General features: G+C 34.9%; 26 protein-coding genes. All 26 read right to left on the bottom strand.

Annotated features, from left to right (window positions below):
• Positions 1-14: 14 nt before the first annotated feature.
• Complete coding sequence (locus tag CRO45_RS02440; RefSeq protein WP_097148027.1) at positions 15-1,151, bottom strand: protein-glutamate methylesterase/protein-glutamine glutaminase; 1,137 nt, start codon at positions 1,149-1,151, stop codon at positions 15-17.
• A gap of 2 nt (positions 1,152-1,153) precedes the next feature.
• A complete protein-coding gene (locus CRO45_RS02435) occupies positions 1,154-2,026 on the bottom strand; it encodes a MinD/ParA family protein (protein ID WP_097148026.1) in 873 nt (290 codons plus the stop codon).
• On the bottom strand, positions 2,023-3,162 hold the full coding sequence (gene flhF / locus CRO45_RS02430) for a flagellar biosynthesis protein FlhF (protein ID WP_101956400.1): 1,140 nt from the start codon (positions 3,160-3,162) through the stop codon (positions 2,023-2,025). Before flhF ends, CRO45_RS02435 begins: the two co-directional genes overlap by 4 nt.
• On the bottom strand, positions 3,159-5,192 hold the full coding sequence (gene flhA, locus CRO45_RS02425; RefSeq protein ID WP_097148025.1) for a flagellar biosynthesis protein FlhA: 2,034 nt from the start codon (positions 5,190-5,192) through the stop codon (positions 3,159-3,161). Before flhA ends, flhF begins: the two co-directional genes overlap by 4 nt.
• 30 nt (positions 5,193-5,222) lie before the next feature.
• On the bottom strand, positions 5,223-6,311 hold the full coding sequence (flhB, locus tag CRO45_RS02420) for a flagellar biosynthesis protein FlhB (protein ID WP_097148024.1): 1,089 nt from the start codon (positions 6,309-6,311) through the stop codon (positions 5,223-5,225).
• Position 6,312: 1 nt separating this feature from the next.
• The gene (fliR, locus tag CRO45_RS02415) at positions 6,313-7,089 is read right to left on the bottom strand and encodes a flagellar biosynthetic protein FliR (protein WP_097148023.1); all 777 of its coding nucleotides are present in this window, start codon (positions 7,087-7,089) and stop codon (positions 6,313-6,315) included.
• A gap of 5 nt (positions 7,090-7,094) precedes the next feature.
• Positions 7,095-7,364, bottom strand: coding sequence for a flagellar biosynthesis protein FliQ (gene fliQ, locus CRO45_RS02410; RefSeq protein WP_097148022.1), 270 nt, complete (start codon positions 7,362-7,364; stop codon positions 7,095-7,097).
• Positions 7,365-7,376: 12 nt separating this feature from the next.
• Complete coding sequence (gene fliP / locus CRO45_RS02405; protein WP_097148021.1) at positions 7,377-8,042, bottom strand: flagellar type III secretion system pore protein FliP; 666 nt, start codon at positions 8,040-8,042, stop codon at positions 7,377-7,379.
• Positions 8,042-8,722, bottom strand: coding sequence for a flagellar biosynthetic protein FliO (locus tag CRO45_RS02400; protein ID WP_097148020.1), 681 nt, complete (start codon positions 8,720-8,722; stop codon positions 8,042-8,044). Before CRO45_RS02400 ends, fliP begins: the two co-directional genes overlap by 1 nt.
• 4 nt (positions 8,723-8,726) lie before the next feature.
• The gene (locus CRO45_RS02395) at positions 8,727-9,089 is read right to left on the bottom strand and encodes a response regulator (RefSeq protein ID WP_097148019.1); all 363 of its coding nucleotides are present in this window, start codon (positions 9,087-9,089) and stop codon (positions 8,727-8,729) included.
• Between the two features lie 23 nt (positions 9,090-9,112).
• Positions 9,113-10,348, bottom strand: coding sequence for a flagellar motor switch phosphatase FliY (gene fliY, locus CRO45_RS02390; protein ID WP_097148018.1), 1,236 nt, complete (start codon positions 10,346-10,348; stop codon positions 9,113-9,115).
• Complete coding sequence (gene fliM / locus CRO45_RS02385) at positions 10,341-11,336, bottom strand: flagellar motor switch protein FliM (RefSeq protein ID WP_097148017.1); 996 nt, start codon at positions 11,334-11,336, stop codon at positions 10,341-10,343. The genes fliY and fliM overlap by 8 nt, the downstream gene beginning before the upstream one ends.
• Before the next feature lie 107 nt (positions 11,337-11,443).
• The gene (fliL, locus tag CRO45_RS02380; protein ID WP_097148016.1) at positions 11,444-11,881 is read right to left on the bottom strand and encodes a flagellar basal body-associated protein FliL; all 438 of its coding nucleotides are present in this window, start codon (positions 11,879-11,881) and stop codon (positions 11,444-11,446) included.
• The gene (locus CRO45_RS02375; protein ID WP_097148015.1) at positions 11,874-12,092 is read right to left on the bottom strand and encodes a flagellar FlbD family protein; all 219 of its coding nucleotides are present in this window, start codon (positions 12,090-12,092) and stop codon (positions 11,874-11,876) included. Before CRO45_RS02375 ends, fliL begins: the two co-directional genes overlap by 8 nt.
• 84 nt (positions 12,093-12,176) lie before the next feature.
• Positions 12,177-13,391, bottom strand: a complete 1,215-nt coding sequence (locus CRO45_RS02370) for a flagellar hook-basal body complex protein (protein WP_097148014.1) — start codon at positions 13,389-13,391, stop codon at positions 12,177-12,179.
• A gap of 82 nt (positions 13,392-13,473) precedes the next feature.
• Positions 13,474-13,851, bottom strand: a complete 378-nt coding sequence (locus tag CRO45_RS02365; RefSeq protein WP_097148013.1) for a TIGR02530 family flagellar biosynthesis protein — start codon at positions 13,849-13,851, stop codon at positions 13,474-13,476.
• Between the two features lie 14 nt (positions 13,852-13,865).
• Positions 13,866-14,543: a flagellar hook assembly protein FlgD gene (gene flgD, locus CRO45_RS02360; RefSeq protein WP_097148012.1), complete on the bottom strand. Its 678-nt coding sequence runs from the start codon at positions 14,541-14,543 to the stop codon at positions 13,866-13,868.
• 3 nt (positions 14,544-14,546) lie between these two features.
• Entirely contained in the window at positions 14,547-15,881 is a 1,335-nt protein-coding gene (locus tag CRO45_RS02355; protein WP_097148011.1) for a flagellar hook-length control protein FliK, read from the bottom strand.
• 34 nt (positions 15,882-15,915) lie between these two features.
• Positions 15,916-16,506, bottom strand: a complete 591-nt coding sequence (locus CRO45_RS02350; RefSeq protein ID WP_097148010.1) for a MotE family protein — start codon at positions 16,504-16,506, stop codon at positions 15,916-15,918.
• 6 nt (positions 16,507-16,512) lie between these two features.
• Entirely contained in the window at positions 16,513-16,962 is a 450-nt protein-coding gene (gene fliJ, locus CRO45_RS02345; RefSeq protein ID WP_097148009.1) for a flagellar export protein FliJ, read from the bottom strand.
• A gap of 2 nt (positions 16,963-16,964) precedes the next feature.
• The gene (gene fliI / locus CRO45_RS02340; protein WP_097148008.1) at positions 16,965-18,287 is read right to left on the bottom strand and encodes a flagellar protein export ATPase FliI; all 1,323 of its coding nucleotides are present in this window, start codon (positions 18,285-18,287) and stop codon (positions 16,965-16,967) included.
• A gap of 11 nt (positions 18,288-18,298) precedes the next feature.
• A complete protein-coding gene (fliH, locus tag CRO45_RS02335; protein ID WP_328588575.1) occupies positions 18,299-19,078 on the bottom strand; it encodes a flagellar assembly protein FliH in 780 nt (259 codons plus the stop codon).
• A complete protein-coding gene (fliG, locus tag CRO45_RS02330) occupies positions 19,062-20,075 on the bottom strand; it encodes a flagellar motor switch protein FliG (protein WP_097148006.1) in 1,014 nt (337 codons plus the stop codon). The genes fliH and fliG overlap by 17 nt, the downstream gene beginning before the upstream one ends.
• A 14-nt stretch (positions 20,076-20,089) precedes the next feature.
• Complete coding sequence (fliF, locus tag CRO45_RS02325; protein WP_097148005.1) at positions 20,090-21,688, bottom strand: flagellar basal-body MS-ring/collar protein FliF; 1,599 nt, start codon at positions 21,686-21,688, stop codon at positions 20,090-20,092.
• A gap of 57 nt (positions 21,689-21,745) precedes the next feature.
• Positions 21,746-22,057: a flagellar hook-basal body complex protein FliE gene (gene fliE, locus CRO45_RS02320; protein WP_097148004.1), complete on the bottom strand. Its 312-nt coding sequence runs from the start codon at positions 22,055-22,057 to the stop codon at positions 21,746-21,748.
• Between the two features lie 20 nt (positions 22,058-22,077).
• Positions 22,078-22,530, bottom strand: a complete 453-nt coding sequence (gene flgC, locus CRO45_RS02315) for a flagellar basal body rod protein FlgC (protein ID WP_097148003.1) — start codon at positions 22,528-22,530, stop codon at positions 22,078-22,080.
• Between the last annotated feature and the right edge of the window lies 1 nt (position 22,531).

The following is a 22,531-nucleotide window of genomic DNA, read 5'->3' as shown; positions in this document are numbered from 1 at the left end:
TTATCCACGCTCCTCTATAAATACTTTGTAATCGTATGTGCAATATCTTCAACGCATGTAATCTCATCAATTAGCTTTGTTTCTACTGCGGCTTTTGGCATTCCATACACAATACACGTTTCTTGCGATTCTGCTATTGCAATCGTCTTACCACTATTTTTCAATGCCCTCAATCCTTTAGACCCATCAGAGCCCATACCTGTCATAATGACAGCAATCTTATCAAAGTCGTCGTAACAACTTACATTTTCAAACATGACATCAACAGATGGTCGATGTCCTGAGCGTGGCGGCTCAGTTTGGTCAATTACAATTTCGAAATGGTTTCTAACCTTTTTTAATTTTAAATGAAAACCACCTGGGGCAATGTAGGCAGTTCCATTCTCTATGACTTCCCCATTTTCAGCTTCTTTCACACGAATTTTACTAAGCTGATTTAATCGTTCTGCTAAGGATTTTGTAAATCCCTTCGGCATATGTTGGACAATTAATATAGGAGCGTTTATAGTCTCTGGTATATTTGTGATAACTTCTTGAAGTGCACGCGGCCCACCTGTTGAAGTTCCTATTAATACAATTTTTTTGGATAACTTATTCCAGTCAAATTGATGATTTACTTTATTAATGATTTCACTTTGATTATTTTGTTGTACGCTTTTAGTTATAGGCGTCGTCAGCTTTGGCTTAACAATCTGATTGTTTAATGATTGTATTCCTATGGGCTTTCTCAATTTTGTAATAGATACATCGGCTACTGATAGAACCTTTTGAATCAGTTCTTCTTTCACTTTGTGTAAATCAAGTGAAATCATTCCACCAGGTTTTGCTACAAAATCAACAGCACCATACTCCATTGCGGTTAATGTTGTATCGGCTCCACTTTGAGTTTCACTCGATAGCATGATCACTGGAACTGGACAAAGTTGCATAATTTGTTTTAATGCATCGAGTCCATTTAGTTCAGGCATTTCTACGTCCATCGTAACTACATCAGGTTGTAATTGTTGTATTTTTTTAATAGCATCTTTCCCGTTACGTGCTGTTCCAATTACTTCTACATTCGGATGATCATGAAAAAAATCTGAGATTAGTTTTCTCATGAATGCTGAATCATCAACGATTAATAATTTGCTTTTTTTCGAAAAGCCCATTATTAACCACGTCCTTTCGAAAAAATATTCTTGAGCTTCTTCAAGAAGGAATTTGGTTGATTTGGTGCGTATACTTCTTCTACTCGATAATTCACAAAACTACTTACCATAGCTTGTAATGTTTTTGAAATTGATGAATCTGGATAGGAAATCGAAAATGGAATTTGATCTATAACTGCCTTTCTTACTAAAGGATCTTCAGGTAATGATCCTAATAAATTAATTTCTTTTGATAAAAATTTCATCATTGTATTTTTTAAGCGGAAACCAGTCTCTCTACCTTCTTCAGTTGTAAATGCTCTATTAACAACTAAATAGAATTTTTTCGTTTGGTCTCTTAAATGGATATATTTCATCATTGAATAGGCATCAGTAATTGACGTTGGTTCAGTCGTTGAAATAACGATTATTTCATCAATCGAAGTTAGTAAATCTAATGACCAGTTCGTTGCACCAGCACCCATATCAAATAAAATATAGTCAAAATTCTTTTGTAACGTTTCAAAAGCGCTAATTAATGACTCAAACATCGTAGGAGACCATTGAACCACTGACGATAAACCGGAACCACCAGATATATATTTCAAATTATTTGGACCGTCTAGTATGACGTCTTGTAATGGCACTTCTCCAACTAAATAATCCTTTAAATTATATCGGGCATTTTTACCTATTAATATATTTATATTTCCCATCCCGATATCCATATCAAGGACTACAACTTTCTTTCCTAAATTCGAAAGCAGAATGGCAAAATTCGTAGTAAAATTACTTTTACCTACTCCACCTTTTCCACTTACAACTGCAATCGATCTTCCCAAGGACCCTTGATTCTCCAACATTTTCATTCTTAATTTTTCAGCTTGATCTCTCATTTAAATTCACCTTGGAAAAATAAATCTAACAAATTATTAAGATTTGCTTCTTTAATATCTTCTGGTACTTCTTGACCATCCGTGTAGTAAGCAAGTCCTTTATTATATTTAATCATTAAATTATACATAGTGCCAATAGTATTTGTTTCATCGATTTTCGTAAAAATGAACTTTTGAATTGGAAAATCCTTAAATTGTTCAATAATCCGTTCCATGTCTCTTTCTTTCGATGTTAGTGCTAATACTAAAAACGATTCTACTTCATCATCGAAGTTAATCAGCTGTTTTAAGTCGTCTACATACTTTTCCTCTTTATAGTTTCGACCAGCTGTGTCGATAAAAACTAAATCTACGTTCGACATTTTTTCAATCGCTTTTTTATAATCTTTTGTATTGTACACAACTTCAATTGGTGCTTGTAACAGATTGGCGTATGTTTTTAATTGTTCAATTGCGGCAATACGATACGTATCTGTTGTAATAAAACCAACTTTTTTCTTCTTTTCGAGGACAGAACGAGCAGCTATTTTTGCAATTGTTGTTGTTTTCCCAACACCTGTAGGACCAAGAACATTAATAAACTTTTTCTCATATGTAATACCACCCATAGGTAATCTTTCAAGTCTTGTTCTTAAATTGTGTTCTACCATTTGCCACAATTCTTTTTGGGAAACATTTGCATCTAATTTTTCATAATGTGCAAAAAGCTCATCACTAATTTTTGTGATGAGCTCATCATTAAGCTCTTGTTGTTTAAGGAACTCAATGATAGTAAGTAATTGCTCAGGATAGTTATTCTCCTGTGACTGTCTTTGAATGGATTTCACCATAGATTTTAAATCAGCTAATTCCTTCTTTAAATCCTCACTTGAATCATTTTTTTGCTCATGTTGTATTGGACTTGATAGATTCTTCTTTTGATCAAAATTTAAATCAGGTAAATGATCGGTTTTAGGCTGTATCTCAATTTGGTCAACACCTGCTAAAACTTCAAAATGCTTTTGTTTCACTAATCCAAAAAACTTTTTTGTTTCAACCACTTTCGAATTAATAATGACTGCATCCTCACCTAATTCAGCTCGGATATTTTTCATTGCTTCTGCTATGGAAGGAGCTATATATTTTTTCATTTTCATTCTACATTCACCACTCCAACACTTTGAATTTCAATGTTTGCATCTAATTCGTTATAGGAAAGAACCGGAATTTGCGGGAAATAATTTTGAGTTAACTGTCTTAAGTACATTCGAATTGCAGGTGAACAAAGAATGATTGGAGATTGTTCCATAAATGATACACGTTCTACTTCTTTTGCAATTGATTCTAAGACATTTTGTGAATCTTGAGGATTCATAGCTAAATAATTCCCATGATCAGTTTGTTGAATACTATCAGCAATTAGTTTTTCTAACTTTGCAGGAACCGTTATAACTTTTAATGTTGGTCCCCCTGCAGCATATTGTGCTGTAATTTGTCTTGCAAGTGCTTGTCTTGCATATTCTGTTAATATATCTGGGTCGCTTGTTAACTTCGAATAATCTGCTAACGTCTCAAATATAATTGGCAGATTTCGAATCGAAACGTTTTCTCTTAATAGTTTGGCCAAAACCTTTTGAATTTCACCAATTGCAAGGGGAGTTGGTGTTAATTCTTCGACTAAAATTGGGTATGTTTCTCGTAAATGATCGATTAACTGTTTCGTTTCTTGTCGACCTAACAATTCATGCGCATTTGCTCGAATGATTTCTGTTAAATGAGTCGACACAACGCTCGGCGGATCAACGACTGTGTAACCTAAAATTTCTGCATCTTCTTTCGTTTTTTCTGTAATCCATTTTGCTGGTAATCCGAATGAAGGTTCAATTGTATCGATTCCTTCAATTGAGTTATCATCTCCTGGACTCATCGCTAAGTAATGGTCAAGTAATAATTCCCCTCTTGCCATTTCATTGCCTTTAATTTTAATGCGATATTCGTTAGGCTGTAATTGAATGTTATCCCGAATTCGCACAACAGGAATTACAATACCAAGTTCAAGGGCAAGTTGTCGTCGAATCATTACAACTCGATCTAGCAAGTCCCCACCTTGAGCAGCATCTACTAGTGGAATTAATCCATATCCAAATTCAAACTCGATAGGATCTACATTCAGTAGATTAATAACATTTTCTTGGCTTTTCATCGTATCGGTAGCGACTTCTTCTTCAATTTCAAGAATTTCTTCAGGTGTTTCATTTTTCTTACGGTCAGTTAGGTAACCAATTAAAACAAGAACGCCAGCGATTGGAACCGTAATCCAAAGTGGAATCGGTGTAAATAACCCAAGTAAAAAGATTGTTCCACCTGCGATATATAATAGTTTTGATTGTGCAAATAATTGTGCAGTAATATCAGATCCTAAATTACCATCAGATGCAGCACGTGTAACAACTAAACCAGTTGCCGTTGAAACAAGTAACGCTGGAATTTGTGCAACTAAACCATCCCCAACTGTTAACTTAGAGAAGTGAGAAGCCGCGTCAGCCATTTCATAACCTAATTGCGTCATACCAATAATAATACCGAATAATAGGTTGATGAAAACCATGATGATGGATGCAATGGCATCCCCTTTTACAAATTTCGTCGCCCCGTCCATCGCTCCGTAAAAATCTGATTCTCTTGAAACTTTTTCACGACGTTCTCTGGCTTCACTTTCTGAAATCATCCCTGCGTTCAAGTCAGCATCGATACTCATTTGTTTCCCAGGCATCGCATCTAATGTAAATCGAGCTGCTACTTCAGCTACACGTTCCGAACCTTTCGTAATAACTATAAAGTTTACAATAACGAGTAACATGAAAATTACTAACCCGACTAGTACATTCCCGCCGGTTACAAACTCACCAAATGTTTCAACAACATCCCCCGCATCACCATTTGCTAAAATGGCACGCGTAGTGGAAATACTTAATCCTAAACGGAATAATGTAACTAATAATATAACTGAAGGAAATATAGAAAAATCTAATGCTTCCTTCATATTCATCGCTGTTAATAATATAAGTAGTGAAATTGTAATATTAATTATAATTAAAAAACTTAGTAACCATGTTGGGAGTGGAATAACGAGCATCGCTACAATTAGAATAACTACAGCTAATACGCCAAGATCGCGAAATTTCAATTGATTCCCTCCTCTGATCTACTAAGTCGTTTAGATTTTACGTTTAATTCTATATACATAAGCAAGTATTTCTGCAACAGCTTTAAAAAACTCTTCTGGTACAAAATCTCCTATTTCTACTTTGTCATACATTGCCCTAGCAAGTGGTCTGTTTTCAACCATTACCACATTATTCTCTTTAGCAATTAGTTTGATTTTTTGAGCAACAAAATCAGTACCTTTAGCGACAACTTTTGGTGCTTCCATATCATTTTCATCGTATTTAAGAACAATTGCATAATGGGTTGGGTTTGTAATGACTACATCTGCATTAGGGACTTCTTGCATCATTCTTCGCATTGCCATTTCACGTTGACGTTGCTTTATTTTTGACTTAATTTTTGGATCCCCTTCCGCATTCTTATACTCATCTTTAATATCTTGTTTAGACATTTTTAATTGCTTTTCGTATTCATACTTTTCATACACATAATCTAAAACACCGATAAGTATTAGAATAAGTGAAGCTGCAATTCCCATAATTCCTGTTAAACTTGCAACAATCGTTAATATTTCCCACGGACTATGTAAAGCAAGGGAAAGTACATCTTCAAAATTCATCCAAATAATTAAGGCAGTCACTGTCCCGATAAAGGTTACTTTTAATAATGATTTAATTAAATTAATAATTGCTCGTAGTGAAATGATTTTTTTTATTCCTTTAATCGGATCCATCTTTTTTAAATCTAATTTCAATTGTTCTGTCGTAAATAAGAATCCAAATTGAAAGAAGTTAGAAGCTACTCCGATGACCATAGCAGCTAGAAGGATGGGTAATGCGATTTTCCCCATTTCCAATAAAGATTGCGAATAAATTTCCATCACCGTATCTTGATTTAAAGTATCAATCAACATATTCTTTTCGATCGATTGATGGAAAAAGGAAAATATACTTTCGAGCATCGATGGAGCCCAAAAATAAAGTAAAAGAAAAATCGTTAATAATAAAAATGCAGCGGATATATCTTGGCTTTTTACAACTTGTCCTTTTTTCCGAGCATCTTGACGTTTTTTCGGTGTTGCTTTTTCAGTTTTATCTCCGGCAAAAAACTGCAAATCTAATGGAAGAAGCAACTTCATTTTAAGCACCACCTAAAAGACTCATTAAATCTCGCATTGCGTAAATCATAAATTCTACTAAATATTTCATCACTTGGATCATGACGGCCATGACAATAAATAAAACAATAAAACCGATTGCGATTTTAATGGGAAACCCTACAACAAATATATTAAGTTGAGGAACCGTTTTCCCTGTAATCCCTAATGCAATCGTTACTAAAAATAGTGTAGCTACAACAGGTGCAGCCATTTGAAAGGCAATTGTAAAAACAGCTGCAAATAGTTTAATGATATATTCTGCTGTACCTGCATCACCGAAATTAGGAAAGACTTGATCGATCGGTAAAAATCGATAACTATAAAATATCCCATCTAAAATAAGATGATGTCCATTCGTTGCTAATAGGACAAAGATTAAAAGGACATTTAGAAACTGCCCCATAAGTGGACTTTGTGTTCCAGTTTGTGGGTCAATAATGTTTGCCATTGCAAAGCCCATTTCAAAATCTATAAATCCTCCGGCGATTTGCACAGCTGAAAAAACAATAAAGGCACAAACGCCAAGCATCAACCCTATAATTGCTTCTTTCAGAATTAATAATATGTAATTTCCATCAATTGAAATTGCGTCAATGGAGAACGTATAGTACATCATCCATGAAAGAATGAGTGCTAATGCAATCTTCAATTGTGGTGGAATCGTTCGATATGAAAATAACGGGATTGATACGAAAAATGCAGAAACTCTAACAAAAATTAATAACAGTATCGATAATTGTGGAATAATTTCCGTCATTTGGCTCACCCAATGTACCGAACTAAGTTATTTAAAATATTGTATACATAGGATGTCATTTGTGAAATCATCCACGGGCCAAAAAAGATAATTGCCACTAGTACAGCTATAATTTTTGGAACAAAGGCTAGTGTTTGTTCTTGAATTGACGTTGTTGCTTGGAAAATACTTACCATCAAACCAACCACTAATGCGATTAAAAGTAATGGGCCTGCTACAATGAGTACCGTCCATATCGCTTGTTCTGCTATTGAAATGACCATTTCTTCTGTCATACGTATCAACCCCTAGAAACTTTGAAGTAAAGATTTGACGACTAAGTACCAACCATCCACTAAAACAAATAATAATATTTTAAATGGTAACGAAATCATTACTGGCGGTAACATCATCATACCCATTGACATAAGGACACTCGCTACAACCATGTCAATAACTAAAAATGGAATGAAGATCATAAACCCAATTTGAAAGGCAGTTTTAATTTCACTTAAAGCAAAGGCAGGAACGAGCATCGTTAAAGGAATATCTTGAATGGTTTCTGGACGCTCTGCTTGGCTGTAATTCATAAATAATTCCAGGTCTTCCTGCCTCGTATGCTTCGCCATAAACTCTTTAAAAGGAGCAGAAGCCCGATCATAAGCTTCTTCAATTCCGATTTCTTCATTAAATAACGGTTGTAATGCCTGGTCATTCACCTGTTGAAATGTAGGTGCCATTATGAAAAAAGTTAAAAATAATGCAAGCCCGATTAATACTTGATTTGGCGGCATTGTATTAGTTGCTAATGCCGTCCTAGTAAATGATAAAACAATGATAATTCGGGCAAATGATGTCATTAATATTAAAATACTAGGTGCAAGTGATAGCACCGTTAAAAGAAGTAGAAGCTTCACTGAAGTAGAGACATTGGTTGGATCGCTTTCACCAAAGAACGAGATAAACTGTTCCATTACTTATCGCGCTCCTTTTCTTTCCATTTCTCCAATTCGTTTTGGCGATGCTTTTTAATATCCGAAAGTTTATTGTTAAAAATATCACCAAACGATTGCTGTTTTTCCTCTACTTCATTTGTTTTACGCATTTTCACATTCAATTTTTTTACAAGCTCGGAAATGTAAGGTGAAGTAACTGAAAACGATTGTCTTTCGTCGAAGTTTGCAATGATTTGTTCAATTTCTTCAGGATTTTCAATTTCCTTTATTAATTGAACATCTTCTCCAACACCAACAACGTAGATGGAATTACCAATTTGAATCAGTTGTACTGATTTTTGGGCTCCTAAATTTACCCCACCAATATTACGAACTAAACTATTTTGTTGATAACTGTGACTTTTTTTATTAATAAACTTTAAGACAAATAACAACAAACCTAATACAAAGATTAAAGCAAAGAGCATTTTTAAATAATCCCAAAAGCTTAACCCTTGTCCACCTGTAAGCTGTTTTTCTTCGGTGTTGTTTGTTTGTGCAGGTTCGCTTTGATTACTATCTTTACTATCTTGTTCCTTCAACCAATTATCAGTAACATTATTTGTTTCTGCAAAAACTAAATCTTGAGCTGGGACAACTAATGAAATAATGACGAAAAATATTAGTAGGAACCACTTTTTTCTTAGAAAGTCATACATCTTATTAACCTAATGCTTTTTGAATAGCTTCAATTACACGATCTGCTTGGAACGGTTTTACGATAAAGTCTTTTGCTCCTGCTTGGATAGCATCAATAACCATCGCTTGTTGTCCCATAGCTGAACACATAATAACAACTGCACCAGGATCATTACTCTTAATTGCCTTTAATGCTGCAATACCATCCATTTCAGGCATCGTAATGTCCATAGTTACTAAATCAGGACGTAATTCATTATATTTTTCTACAGCTTGTGCTCCATCAGCTGCTTCTCCAACAACTTCATATCCGTTTTTCGATAAGATATCTTTTATCATCATGCGCATGAATGCCGCATCATCCACAATTAGTATTCTTTTTGACATAAAACAAATTCCTCCAATAATTTCTATTTTAAATTATCTAATCGAGCAGCTTGGCTAACAATATCCGTAATGCGAACGCCGAAGTTTTCATCGATCACAACAACTTCACCTTTAGCAAGTAGTCGATTGTTTACTAAAATGTCGACTGGTTCGCCTGCAAGTTTGTCTAATTCAATAATCGAACCTGTTGCTAATTGCAAAATATCTTTCACCGAATGTTTTGTTCTACCAAGTTCTACAGTCACTTGTAATGGAATATCTAATAGCATATTTAAATTACTTGTTTCAGACTGTGTTATTAGCGGTTCTTGGAATGATGCAAATTGTGCTTGTTGTACATTTACAGGCTGCTGTTGTTGATAACGAGGTTGAGAAAAAATTGGTGCCTCGTCATAAACAGTTGCTGCAACTTGCTGTTGCTGTATCGGCTCCTGATATTTAGGTTGTTCATATGTTGGTAGTACAGGCACTGTTTGAGTATATTGTTGTTCAGGTTGAGTTTGCATAGGTTGTTGTGCAACTGGTTGCTGAATATGTTGTTCTGGCATAGGAGCCGGAGTAGACTCACCTAACAATGTTTTAACGATTTCCTGACTAAATGCTAATGGTAATAGTTGCATAATTGTAGAATCAATTAATGATCCTACTTTCAAACGAAACGAAACTTTTACCAATAAATCATCATTTGGAATTGTATCTTGCCCTTCGTTTTTAGGTAAATTTAACAAATCAATAGATGGCGGAGAAATATCCACTTTTTTATTGAAAATTGTTGACATTGAAGTCGCAGCAGAACCCATCATTTGATTCATCGCTTCTTGTACTGCACTTAAATGGATTTCACTTAAATCTAGGTTTGGATTTAAGCCATCCCCACCTAACATTAAATCAGCAATAATGGAAGCATCCGTTTGTTTGATGACAAGTAAGTTCATTCCAGTTAATCCTGTTGTATATTCCACTTGGATCGCTACATAAGGATGAGGGAATTCTTCTTCTAAGCGGCTACGTTGGACCATTGATACTACAGGAGTCGTAATATCTACCTTTTGCCCTAATAGTGTAGACAAAGCTGTAGCAGAACTACCAAAAGAGATATTTCCAATTTCACCTAATGCATCTTGCTCCATGGAACTTAAGTAATCCTCAACATTAAGTACTTCATCGTTTGAGTTATTAATTTCTGGTAATCGATCGTCTAAAGTTTCACCTCTTAGTAGAGCTTCGATTTCTTCTTGGGAGAGCATGCCATCATTCATCTTCGTCTCCTCCTTTCAACGTGTCCATAATTTGTACAGCCATTTTATTATTAAGTTTACCTGGCTGTACTGTGAATTTTGGTAAATTCCCCACTTTTAGCACTAGTGGATCTTCTATCTTTTTATCTAATTGAATGACATCACCTATATTCATATAGAGGAAATCTTCAATTGATATTGAAGCAGAACCAAGTTCAGCAATAATATTAATTTCAGCTTGCTTTACTCGATTTTCTAGTATTTTTGCCTGTTCAGGTGATGTTTCTTTTATATTCGATTGCATCCAATATTGAACAGATAGATTTTGTATTATTGGTTCTAACACTACATGTGGAATACAGATATTAATCATACCTGTTGTTTCCCCAATAATCGTATTCAATGAAATAACAATGACTGTTTCATTTGGTGAAATCATTTGTAAGAACTGAGGATTTACCTCAAGTTCAATGAGCATTGGATCGATTTCAGCAATATTGTCCCAAGCTTCTCGTAAATTATCGAAGGATCTCTCAAACAAATTCATCATTATTTTTTGTTCAATTTCTGTAAGATTATCAACATTATTATAGCTAGCACCAGTTCCACCTAATAGGCGATCCATCATGGAATAAGCAATGTTTGGATTAATTTCCATTAAAATATTACCATCTAAAGGTGGTACTTCAAATATATTTATTAATGTCATATTTGGAATTGATCGTACAAACTCTTCAAAAGGAATTTGGTCAACGGAAGCAACATTAATTTGAACATAAGTTCTCAGCTGAGCAGAAAAAAATGTTGTCAGTAGACGTGCAAAGTTTTCATGAATTCTTGTTAAGCTTCGTATTTGGTCTTTTGAAAAACGAAGAGCCCTTTTGAAATCATAAACTTTCACCTTTTTTGTTTCTTCTTCTTTTTTCATTTCATCTGCTGACATTTCCCCAGTTGAAATAGCAGAGAGTAACGCATCAATCTCTGATTGGGATAATACATCGCCTGCCATTTGACCACCTCCATTCCTTAAAATTTTCTTTAATGTGTTTTATTAATTTCTACTAATATTGTTTTTGGAGTGTGACAAAAATTATTACCTTCCAAAATGAGAAGCTGTTATTGAATTATGTAAGAAGTAATATAAACTTCAACGACTTCCCCGTTTTGCATCAATTCATTTAATTTCGATTTAACTGTAGATTGTAAGAAAATTTTCCCTTGTTTACCTTGTAAGTCTTCTTCAGTTAACTCCGATAATTCTTCAATTAATAAATTGTTAATTTGAAAATCACGTTTAGTTAATTCTGCTGCAGCATCTTTACTGTCAGTTGTAATTTTTAATGTTAGACGCACGAAACTATCATCAGCCAAGTTAGTTGTAATTTCAGGAACGTCTACACTTGCTGCGATAATTTCATCTATTGTAGGTTCTCCATTTGAAGCTGGTTTATTAAATTGAGTAAGTAATACAAAAATAACAACACCAATCAATGTGATCGTTACTAAGATGATTAACATGATTGTCAGCAGATTGTTTTTGCCTTTATTATTCATCTTCTTCACCTCGTAAATGCGGGTTAGATAAAACTTGGATTTCACGATAAAAATCCGAAACTTTTTTTCGAACTTCTGCAGTACTTTCTTTAACAATAACTTTTCGCCCAGTCGTAAGCGTTATCGTCGTATCCGGAAATGCTTCGACTGTTTCTATGTATAATGCGTTTAGTGACAATGGTTTTCCATTTAAACGAGTGAGTTCAATCATTGAATTAGGGCCGGGACCGGAGAGTGCCGGCCCGCCCCTCCTTAGCAATGAATTTATATGAAAAAGCTAAACTAGATTAATAGATTAACGTTTTAAGTTTACTAGTTCTTGTAAGATTTCATCCGACGTCGTAATAATACGTGAGTTCGCTTGGAATCCACGTTGTGCAACGATCATTTCAGTAAATTCTTCTGAAAGGTCAACGTTGGACATTTCTAGGAAACCGGATTGGATTGAGCCAATACCTGACTCAGTTGCAAAGCCTAATACCGGCACACCAGAGTTTGTTGTTTCTTGGTAGTAGTTACCTCCAACTTTTTCAAGGCCCCCAGTATTCGGGAATTTAGCTAATTGGATTTGCCCTGCAGATAATAAAACTCCATCTTTATCTACAAAGTTTACTGTGCCATCTTGACCAATTGACATACTTTGAGCTGTAGTTGGAATTCTTATCGGTTTTAACGTCGTTAATGCAGATTCAAATGTTAATTTTCCTTCAGCGCTGATAGCAGAATTAAATGCAGTGTGGTAGTTATTTCCAAGTGAAATTGTTATCGTATCTGTTGCAGGGTCTCCACCTTCTTTTAAAGCTGCACTATCACCTGTTAATGTATAAGTCTCTCCATTTTTATCTGTAAAAGTAAGCACTCCAGTTGCTAGATTTACTTCAATTGGGTAAGTCTCTCCATCATAATCTACTTCTGCAATTGTACCTGGTTCTTCACCAAAAACTAATTTTCCATCTTCAACTCTTAGTGCTTCATTGAGAGCATCAATATCTGCTTGTGTTGGTGGAGTAGAAGGTGTTATAGCTGTACCATTTTCATCAACACGTTGATCACCATTTAGTAAATACGTATTTGCATCAAACCCAACTAGATACTTACCATCAGAATTAACTAGATAGCCATCTGCATCCATATAAAAATTTCCTGCACGTGTATATTGTGTATTTGTGTAGCCAGATAATCCAGCTGCGCTATCAGCTACTTGGAAGAAGCCATCTCCTGAAATTGCTAAATCAAGTGTACGTGATGTAGTTTGTAATGAACCTGAACCGTGAATTGTATCAATTGCTGCAATCTGTGATCCTAATCCTACTTGTTTTGAGTTGATACCCCCACGTGTAGGAGTTGCAGCTGATGCACCTGAAATATTTTGAGAAATTAAGTCTTTGAATACAACACGACTTTTCTTAAATCCGTAAGTATTAACGTTTGAGATATTATTCCCAATTACGTCTAATTTCGTTTGGTGGTTTTTTAAACCTGATATTCCTGAGTACATTGAACGTAACATAGTTAGCGTTCTCCCTTCGTTTTAAAATATTTTACTCGCTTCGATCGGTCGGCGAGTTTAAGGCATCCATTAAGGTCCAGCCTTATAGCACAATCGTGCCGTCAATGTTTGTGAAAATTTGTTCCTTCGCTTCCGTGCGTTCCATCGCAGTGATTACCGTTGCATTTTTAGCACTTACAATCAACGCCGCTTGATCCATCAAAACGAGCGGTTGATTCACTCCTTTTTGTCGCGCCTCAAATACTTTATCTGTCACAACTTGCCACTCTTGATCTGAAATGTGAATATTGCGTTCCATTAACCGATCATTGGCATGTTTACTGATTTTTAATTCTTGGCTGTTCGTTGCTTGTTGTAAATGTTCTAAAAAACTATTATTCGTTGTAACTTTTGTATTCAGTTTTTGTTGTGCATGGTATGTCGGTTGCAATGGCACGTGCTGAATATGTATTCTTTGCATGTGCTTCACCAACCTTACTCTGTTATTAATTCAAATTGGTCTTTTGTTAATGATTCATTAGTTTCTAATAGAAACTCGATTGCTAAATTATTTGTTTTTACAGATTGGATAATCGATTCAATCCATTCACCATTTGATTCATAGCGAACTTTTTGTCCGATTAATTTACTCGCTTCAACTAATGGATTTTCAGTTGCTTCATTTTTTGAAGATGAACTGTCGAATACCGAAGAGATATTTCCAGGCGATAGTTCTTTCCCGTCTTCTAAAATAAAGACCGGTTCCCCATTGACAAACTTCATTTGATTAATGACACCTTTACCATTATTTACAATGAAGTTCCCTTCTTCATCTAACTCGTCAGTCATTTCATGCCACTCGACTTCTTTACCGATAAACGTTGTGTAATTCATCAATTGTGTTTGTTGCTGCGATACTAATAGATCTTCTATAGCCTTCGTCATATTTTGCATTTGCTCTAAAGAACTAAATTGGGCTAGTTGTGATATGTACTCAGTATTATCCATTGGTGCTGTTGGATCTTGATGTTGTAATTGAGTTACAAGTAATTGTAAAAATGCGTCTTTGCCAAGTGAATTATTGCCTGTTTCTTTCACTGTTTGCTTTTTATTCGTTAAATAATAATCATTTGTAATCGGCGCTGTACTTTGAGTTGTATTAGTATTAGTCAAGTACTACACCCCCTCATTAATTAAGTAGTCTTGGAAGCTAAGTTGCTCCTCATCTTCGTCATTTTGTTCTTCCTGATCATTTTCTGATTCTTGTTGTTGTCTAAAGAAGTTACTAAACAAGTTTTGATCTCGTAAGTTTCGATCTGGATCTTGTAAACTTTGGGCTATATCAATTCGATCCATTTGAATATTTGCTTGGGCAAAGGATGTTTTTAATTGATTGATTTGACTATCAAGTAACTCTTTTGCTTGTGGTGTTGATGCTAATAATCTTACTGAAAGTACACCATCTTTTTGCATTACTTCAATACGAATTGACCCCAAGTTTTCAGGATAAAGTTTAAGCAAAAGCTTCATTGTTCCTTGTCCGTTTGAAAACTGGCCTCGACCAATTAATTGTTGAATTTCTTTAACTAACGCTTCACCTTGAGCACTTTTTTCAACTGGCAACGTAATGGTTACAGTTTTTGGTACCGTTACATTGGTTTGTTGCCCAATTGCCGTAGTTGCTTGTGTTTCGGATGTTGAATTAAGCTTTTCAACTATTTGTTGGAAACTTTGGATTGATATATTACTAGTATTCGAATTTTGAATTGAGACACTTTGTGTTGAATTTAATAATTGAGATTGCACTTTATCTATAGTAGAAGATTGATTTACTTTCTCTTGATTGCCATTTATAAGTTCATTAATCTCATTCAAAATTGCTTTTAAATTCCCTAATTGAATTGGTTGTTCTCCAATTAAATCTGAACTTTTACCAATTGTTTCGGCTAACTTTAAAAGTTTTAACAATTGCTCAGCTTCTTTCGGTGTTACTTTATGTTCACCCTGCAAAGAAGTAGTCAATTGTGTAATTAAGTCAGGTGCTTGTTCGTTCACTAATTGAATAAGTTGCCAAACATCATTTATATTCAAATCAAGTTGCTCGGTACTTAACACTTGTTCCAGTACGTTTTGTTGTTGACTTTGGTCTATGTTCAATAATGCTAATAAATCTTCTAAATTCATTAATTCATCGATTGATTTAAAACTCTGCTCATCGGAAGTTTGAATTGTTAAGATTCCTTCGTCGTGGGGAATACCTAGTATATCTAGTACCTCTTCCAACGATTCCGAATTAACAAGTTCTGATAATTGGTTTAAATCGACATCATTACCCTCAGTAGAATCCATAACATTGTTTTGCTCGCTCATAACTTTACTGAAAATTGCTCCAAACTTACTATCACTTTCAGTAACGTTGTTTAAAGACGTTGTTTGGGACATAGCATTCAATTTTGTTTTTGATGCTGAGTTCATAGCAACAGTATTTAATTGCATGATTCCTAGATTCACAGTTTCACCCCCTTTCGACGCTAATTGTTTATGTCTATTGTGCTAATCGTTCAGTAAATTTTGCTGCATCTTCTGGACTCATCTTAGAAAGCACTTTTGATAGAGTTTCTGGTTTTAACTCCGCTAATATTTTTAGCGCTTCATTTTGATCCATTTCTACTAAAATTGGAGCAGCTTGTTTTGCGGTCATTTTTTCAAAAGCTGAAATAATTTCAGTAAATTCTTTTTGTGCAACACTTTGATCGTTCTTTAACTTTTGAATCTCATATTCAAGTTCTTCTTGTAAATTCTGAGCTTCTTGATTTTTCGCAATGGCACTATCTAATTGAGATTGAAGTTTAACTATTTGTGCCTCTTTTTCCTCAATTTCAGCTTGTAACTCTACAATTTTTTGACTGTCTATAGGCGTCGACTCAGGAGTCTCATCTTGAGATGAGACAAATGGTAAATTTCCAGTTATCTCTTTTGCCTTTTCAAATACATTCGTACCTGTAAAGGATGCAATCACTAATAACACCGCAATTCCGAATAGTAATGGAATTAACACTAAATAGAAGAATTTTTGGAAAAATCCCGGTGATTTTACATCTTCCATTGGCCTTTTTTCAATTGTAGGTCTAGTCATTAATGATCACCTTACTTCTCTTTTGGAATACATAATAGATGAAAGCTCGTCCAACATTAGCATTTCTACTTTGTCTTGTTCTTCTTTAAAGCTCTCAAAATCTTTCTCCCGCATTTTTTCAAATTTACGAACTTCTAAACTTTTTTCAACTAACTTTTGTTCATGCCAGTTCATTTTCGTTCGCGCTTGCATTACCTTTTGTTGCACATCGTTTATCGACTTTTCTAAACTATCAATAAATGAAGCGAAATGATGAATTTCATGAATAGTTGATCCTGTTTTTAACTTTTCTGCTTGGTCATTTAATAAATCTTCTTTTTTCTTTAACAATTCGTATAGTTTCGTAGCAACTTGCTCAAATGCTTGAACAGATTCCTTATATGCCATTTCCGATTGTTGTTTTTCTTGTTCTCGAATGGTTAAAATTTTTTCAAATCTATATTTATATTGGAGCATTATTATCCACCACCATTAGATAAAGCAATTAATTCATTTACACTATCTTGTAACGTAATTTTTTCTTTGTAACTTTGTTTCAAGAAATTCGTAATTAGTGGTTCATAATGAATTGCTTCATCTATTTCTTTTGAAGTTCCACGTTTATATGCACCGATATTAATTAAGTCTTCAGATTTTGAATATGTATAATACAGTTCACGGAGGCGACTTGCTGCTTTTACATGCTCATCGTCAGATATATTGTTCATAAGTCGACTGACACTTTTAAGAACGTTTATCGCCGGATATTGCCCTTTGTTTGCCAGGGCTCGATCTAAAACTATATGACCATCTAAAATCCCGCGGACAGTATCTGCAATTGGTTCGTTCATGTCATCTCCATCAACGAGCACTGTATAAAACGCAGTAATACTTCCATGTTGATTTGTACCCGTCCGTTCTAGTAGTTTCGGTAAAATTGAAAATACAGATGGTGTATACCCCTTTTGTGCTGGTGGTTCACCTGTTGCAAGACCAATTTCACGTTGTGCCATGGCTACTCGCGTTACTGAATCCATCATTAGCATGACATTTAAACCACGATCTCTGAAATATTCTGCAATCGCTGTTGCGGTAAAGGCTCCTTTAATTCGCATTAAAGCGGGTTGATCTCCAGTCGCTGCGATGACAATGGATCTACTTAACCCTTCCTTACCTAAGTCCCTTTCAATGAATTCTAAAACTTCCCTACCACGTTCACCAATTAAAGCAATGACGTTCAAGTCTGCGTTTGTATTTCGTGCAATCATTCCTAACAATGTACTTTTACCAACTCCAGAACCTGCAAAAATACCAACACGTTGACCCATTCCAACAGTTAACATACCATCAATTGCTTTTACGCCTACCTCTAGTTGGTCATTAATCGGTGGTCTACTTAACGGATTTGGAGGTTCTTTTTCAGTTTGTACAGTAACTAAACCTCTTGGTAACGAAGATCCATCAAAGGGATTACCCATTGAATCTAACACTTTACCTATCAACTCTGGACCCACTTTTACTTCAAGCGGGGACCCAGTTCCTTCTACTAAACATCCAATTGAAATTTCTCTAATAGATGTATAGGGCATTAGCATGACCAATTCACCATTAAAGCCTACTACTTCAGCTAAAATCACTTGATGACCATGTTTGGATGAATTAACGTGAATTTTACATACATCACCAATTGAACTTTCTGGTCCTTGTGATTCAATCATTAAGCCAACTACTCTTGTAATTTTTCCAAACTTTTTAAAGGTTGATATATTCGGTATTTGGTTTATTAATTGAGCCGCATGCATGTAATCATCCTTTACCCCAGTATCTCGCTTAACTTTAATCGTAGTTCATTTAGTTGTTCATCAATTGAAATAACGATACGTCCATGATTTGTTTCTATATAACAGTCGGTGTCGTTGAATTCTTCATTAACAAAGATGAAAAAAGGTACATCAGTAGGGAACAACTCTACTAGCTCATCACGATTTTTCGTAATAAGCCCATGGTATTTAGGAGAGGCATATAGCTTTATTTCCTTCATTTCCCTTGCCTCTTTTAAACCTCGCTTAACGATGGAGATGAATAATTCGTCATCCCTATCTAATGAAGCTCCAAGAATTCTTTCAGCAGCTGTAATTGCTAAGTCTAAAATTACATGTTCTTGATCTTCAATATACTTTCTTGCATTTTCTTTAGAGTTAATAATAGTTTCATTGGCTAATTGAAGAGACTGCATCATATCAGCGTTTGCTTTTTGAATGCCCTCTTCATAGCCCTGACTAAAACCTTCATCATACGCTTCTTTTTGAAGGACTAATTTCTCTTCTTCCCAAAGGTTTCTTAAATTTGTAAGTTCTTCAAGTTGGAGCACTCTTAGTTGTTCAAATTCTTCACGTTCAATTTGAAGTTGTTTTCGCTCTTCTTCTAATTGTTTTTTCTTTTCTTGAAAAATTTGTTCTATAGATGGTTCAGTATGTTCTTCAGCAAGCGAATCAAACTGTTCTGTAAAAATATCTCGTATTTGAATTTCAAATGGCTTTACTTCTTGTCTTGTTGAATTTACGGAGCGAATGATTCTAGACAATGACGTCATCTCCTCCACCACGAGCAATAATGATTTCGCCAGCATCTTCTAGTCTTCTAATAACAGCCACAATTCTAGATTGAGCTTCTTCAACATCTCGTAAACGAACAGGTCCCATAATTTCCATTTCTTCTCTAAATGTGTCCGCCATACGACTAGACATATTTCTGAAAATGATTTCTTTTACTTCATCGCTACTTACTTTCATAGAAAGTAGTAAATCTTCGTTTTCACAATCGCGGATAACACGTTGAATTGAACGGTTGTCCAATGTAACAATATCTTCGAATACAAACATACGCTTTTTAATTTCTTCTGCTAGTTCTGGATCTTGAATTTCAAGTGCATCAAGAATTGTTTTTTCTGTTTGTCGGTCTACTCCATTTAACACTTCAACAACAGCGTCGATTCCGCCAGTCTCTGTGTAATCTTGTGTAACCGTTGAAGATAATTTACGTTCTAAAACGGACTCAATTTCACTTATTACTTCCGGAGAAGTTGAATCCATAATTGCTATTCTTTTTGCAATATCCGCTTGTACCTCTTGAGGTAACGAGGATAATATTACTCCCGCTTGACCTGGGTCTAAGTACGAAAGTATTAATGCAATCGTTTGTGGATGTTCATTTTGTATAAAGTTAAAAATTTGTGACGGATCTGCTTTTCGAGCAAAGTCAAAGGGACGCACTTGTAAAGAAGAAGTTAGCCGATTGATGATTGCTTGGGCTTGTTCATGCCCTAAAGCTTTTTCTAAAATCGTTTTCGCGTACCCTATACCACCTTGAGATATATAATCTTGCGCTAATGCGATATTATGAAATTCTTCAATTATATCTTCTTTAATACTAGGTTCAACTTTTTTAACTCCGGATATTTCTAATGTTAAACGTTCAATTTCTTCTTCATTTAAATGCTTGTATACTGAAGCAGAAACCTCAGGTCCAAGGGAAATTAACAGTAAAGCAGCTTTCTGTTTGCCTGTTAATTCTTTATCTTTTTTAGACACACTTTAACCCCCCGTTATTCCTCAGCAATCCAACTTCGTAATAATTTCGCAAAGTCTTCTGGTTTTTCTTTCGCCATCTTTTCTAGTTGTTTACGACGAACTGTACTTTCTGTTTCTTTTTCTTCATTTATATCATCAACAAATAATTCTCTTTGTTCTTCGATAACTTCAATTTCTTCAGCTTGTGCTTGTTTTCTTTTTGATAATAGAAGCGTAACAACTAGCAATACAATAACAACAACTAGTATGCCTCCAATTACCCAAATCCACCAAGGGATGACAGGTTTTAAATCTTCAACTTTAGTAACATCGTTTCCATAAAACGGTTGAACGGAAACAACAATTTTCTCGTCGATTTGCTGATCAGTTAAATCACCAGCTACTTCTTTATCAATAGAAGTACGAACAATAGTAGATAATATTTGTTCGATATCCGCACGTACACTATCAGAAAGAGATGTTACATCTTCCGCAACTGGAGGCTCTACAGCTACTTGAATACCTATATCACGGATTTTATAAGGACTTTCTTGAATTTCCTTTGTTATACGATTTACATCATTGTTGATAGTTTCTTCAACACGTTCGTATTCTCCATCACCACTTCCAGTTTGTGGATACGTTAATGGATCTTCAGCTACACCGCCCTGTGGTGTACCAGTCGCTGCACCAGCATTTGAGCCAGTGTATGTTTCTGTAATTCTTTGTGCACTAATTTCAATTCCAGCCATATTTTCTTCATCAACTGGTTGAACAATATTTTCTTGTCTGTTTTCCTGCTTAAAATCGATATCTGTTGTTACTGATACAACAACTTTATCTTGTCCCATAAGCGTACCAAGCATTTGTTGTACTTGACGTTGAAGGTCGCGTTCAATTGTTTTCTTTACTTCCATTTGACCTTGAACAGTATCAACAGAACCTGAGCCAGTAGTCGCCGATTCTAAATCGAAATATTCAGAATGCTGGTTTGTAATAACAATATTATCAGTACTTAAATTAGGGATACTCTTTGAAACTAAGTTATATAAAGTAGCGATTTGTTCACCGCTAAATTGATGACCTGGTTCAGTATCAAGTGTAATAGCAGCACTCGCCTCTTGGTTCATATCATTAACAAAAACACCTTTTTTAGGAAGCGAAATCATAACATTTGCATTTTTAATGCCGTCGATAGTTTTTATTAAGTTTTCCAATTCTGTTTGTGTCGCTGCTAATCGAATAACCTCGAATTCATTATCTGTCATACCAAATCCGGCATTTGTCGTAAAGAAAGAGTTATTAATCTCTCCAGAGTTTGGATAACCTTGAGATGCTAATGATACTTTTAAAGAATCTACTTCACTTTCGGGTACTAGAATATTTGTTCCACCTGGAGCGATTTCAAATGAAGTACCTTGTGCTGTTAATACTTCAGAAATTTCTCCAACTTCTTTCATTGAAAGTTCAGTGAAAAGAGGTACCATTGTAGTTCTTGTAAAGAAATATGTAAGAATGCCAGCTAAGAGAATAACACCAATTAATGTCCCTACAATTGTACCTTTTTGTTTTTTTGATCTGCTCTTCCAAAATTGCGTGGAGTCAGTTTTCACTTTTGTAAGTCGTTCGTTCATTATGAGTCCTCCGGTTATATTGAATATACAAACAATTCATATTCGCATAACCAGCAGTTAGATTGACATACGCATAATCTCCTGGTATGCATCGATCACTTTGTTACGAACTTCCATTGTTGCATTCAATGTAATACTTGCTTTTTGAGATGCAATCATCACTTCATGTAAATCAACATCTTCTCCATTAATTAATTTTTGGGTCATCGTATCTGATTGGATTTGTTGATTATTAACAGATTGGATTGCCTCATTTAAGAAATTTGAGAACTTTTGACCCGCCTCATAAGGAGTAGGTTTAACTGTTAATTTATTTGCTTCATTAGTAATTTGGATAGGGCTCATTAAAGAAATTGAATTAATTGCCATAATATATCACCATTTCTTGGTTATTTTCCTATTTCTAATGCCTTAGTAAGCATAGCTTTATTTGCATTAAAAACTGTAATATTTGCTTCGTAGGAACGAGTTGCAGATATTAAATCTACCATTTCTCTTAATAAGTCTACGTTTGGCATTTCCACATACCCATCTTCATTTGCATCTGGATGTGTTGGGTCATAAACCAATTTAAGAGGTGTTTCTGTATCATCATTTATAGAGGTAACCTTTACACCATTACCTACCTCGTTTTTTCCCATTGCCTTATTTAAGAAATTTGAAAATCGACCTTCATTAGCTGATAGTGTCACTGTTTTTCTACGATAGGGTTCCCACTCACCATCAACTACTTTAGCGCGAGTCGTGTCGATATTTGCGATATTTGACGAGATTACATCCATTCTTAAACGCTGTGTCGTTAATGCAGATGAAGTAATATTCATACTCTTAAAAATTGACAAG

Source organism: Ureibacillus acetophenoni, from assembly GCF_900220965.1.
Taxonomy (GTDB): Bacteria; Bacillota; Bacilli; order Bacillales_A; family Planococcaceae; genus Ureibacillus; species Ureibacillus acetophenoni.
This window is presented reverse-complemented; position numbering and strand designations above follow the sequence as displayed.